The following is a 1926-nucleotide window of genomic DNA, read 5'->3' as shown; positions in this document are numbered from 1 at the left end:
CTTCTGCATGTAGTTTTAAAAGTTTAATTTGATCAGGATGCAACTGTCTATTATTAGCATCCACATTAGTCGCCGTCACCGTACTTGACGTATCAAGTCCAGAAGCACTACCTGCGACTAGTAGCGCAAGACTCACCACACCGCTTGCCGTCCCTTTAGCGATACTCTCACTCATACCGCTTGCAATCAGTGACTCTGCTATCTTATCTTGCAAGTTATTAAGCGTTGGAGCAGCGGCAGCTACGCCACCTGTGGATAATGCACCCTCAACACTGCCCGTACCCAATGCACCAAGTGCTGTATGAGCAGCAATGCGATAAACGCCACCTTCATCCCATTTGACAATAGCGGCACGTTTTTCATCAATACTTAAATCAGGATTAGCTTTTATAGCATCAATTTGATTTTGTGAGAACTCAGCCACTGCTTTAGGAGCTTCTTTACCAAAATCCTGCGTAATCTGCGTCTGCGCCCCAAGCTCCTCATTCACTCGGTTGGCATCAAACACATTCTCAAGCGCACCCGCATACTCAGCACGGTTGTCAGTCGTGATACCACTATTGCCTGCTATTCCAGTAATACCTGCACGAGTGATACTACTATCACTATCACCATCTGTGCCGTAGCCAAGCCCATTCATGCTAGGGTTTTTATCTTTACCCACACTTAAACCTACAGAGATCGCATCGCCTTTATAACTCGTGGTGTTTTCTATGTCTTGAGTCGTAATACCACCTTTACTGACATAGTTGTTTAATCCGTCTTGTAGCGCTTTGTCAGTCGTGGTGATCGCTCCGCCAATCAGATTGGTTGTGCCTTCGGTGGTAAGGTCAAGACCACCATCCCCGGTAAAGATACCTGACTGCTCACCAACGGCTTGATAGTCTGCATTGACATTAGTCTTACCACCATTGACCGAGAGACTGGAGCCTGCACCACCGCCTGCTATATCAATATCAGCGCTAAAGCCCATGTTCTTTTGGTCGCTGTCATAGGTAGCGGTGTCTTGTAGCGATTCGATGGTCATGTCGCCGCCGATAATGCCTTGAATCTTATCTGTATTCAGTAAACCACCTTTGATGTTTAGATCATTACCAAAATCAAGGGTAGTATTGCCACCGACATTGACTTGGCTGTTGGCGTAAGAACATAAAAAAAGCTACGATTTGTCTAAAATCGTAGCTTTTCTTTAAGTTTAATTAGCTTATCTTAAGTGCAAAATTTTTCATCTAGCATAAGTTAATACTTAATAGTAAATCTCACTTGCTTAAGTTCAATTCTTTTTGAATAAGAGGATTACTGGTTATCATATAATCATGAGAGTTAAAGGGAATCCGTCCCCAGAGTATTCTCATAATATAATTCAGTCGATCACGACAGTAATCTGCTTCATCTTCATTGAAATTTTTTATTTCATAAAAATCTGAAGTATCTTTATGACTATTTATAAGGTTGTTTATACTAAAACTTAGATAGTAAAGATTTGCTACTAACTCTCTGTGTAATACCTGCTCATCTTCTAAATTTGCACATAGTTTAATCAGAAAATACTCCAGCTTCCAGTATTTCTCAACGTTCCAAAGATTTTCTTCCTCTAAAAAGTAATTAAAAGAGTCTATCCCAAAAAAAATTTCATTACATTCATTATATTCTATATCTACCATTTTATCTTCAGTTAAATTTTCAAGTTAATCATATTTTTCTAAAACCTTCAAGTTCTTCCTTTTTTAAAACCTATTCTTTGTAACACAAAATAACTTTACTAAAGCAATATTTATTTATAATATCTTTTAAATTTAAAATATAATGTCTCAATTTAAACCCCATACCTTATCACCACAATTTTTAGGATAATCGTAATTTTCATCTGCATTCAAGGTATCCTTATCATAGTAGAAAAAACGTTATCATTTTTTTTAAATATAC

General features: G+C 38.2%; 2 protein-coding genes and 1 pseudogene. All 3 read right to left on the bottom strand.

The window, feature by feature from the left end; genetic code table 11:
* Positions 1-1027, bottom strand: a 1027-nt coding sequence (locus ACT3RN_RS15325) for a hypothetical protein (protein WP_444518800.1), incomplete at its 3' end; no start/stop codon positions are given.
* 6 nt (positions 1028-1033) lie between these two features.
* Positions 1034-1087: pseudogene (locus tag ACT3RN_RS15320) on the bottom strand (hypothetical protein); the annotation flags it as partial.
* A gap of 172 nt (positions 1088-1259) precedes the next feature.
* Positions 1260-1664: an Imm41 family immunity protein gene (locus tag ACT3RN_RS15315; protein WP_192992578.1), complete on the bottom strand. Its 405-nt coding sequence runs from the start codon at positions 1662-1664 to the stop codon at positions 1260-1262.
* Positions 1665-1926: the final 262 nt, after the last annotated feature.

Source organism: Psychrobacter sp. AOP5-GZ1-6, from assembly GCF_052376345.1.
Lineage (GTDB): Bacteria > Pseudomonadota > Gammaproteobacteria > Pseudomonadales > Moraxellaceae > Psychrobacter.
The sequence above is the reverse complement of the archived record's forward strand: the minus strand, read 5'-3'. Positions and strand labels throughout refer to the sequence as shown.

Coding starts and splice junctions, on each gene's coding strand:
- ACT3RN_RS15315 (WP_192992578.1), bottom strand. CDS start 1,664: ATGGTAGATATAGAATATAATGAATGTAATGAAATTTTTTTTGGGATA.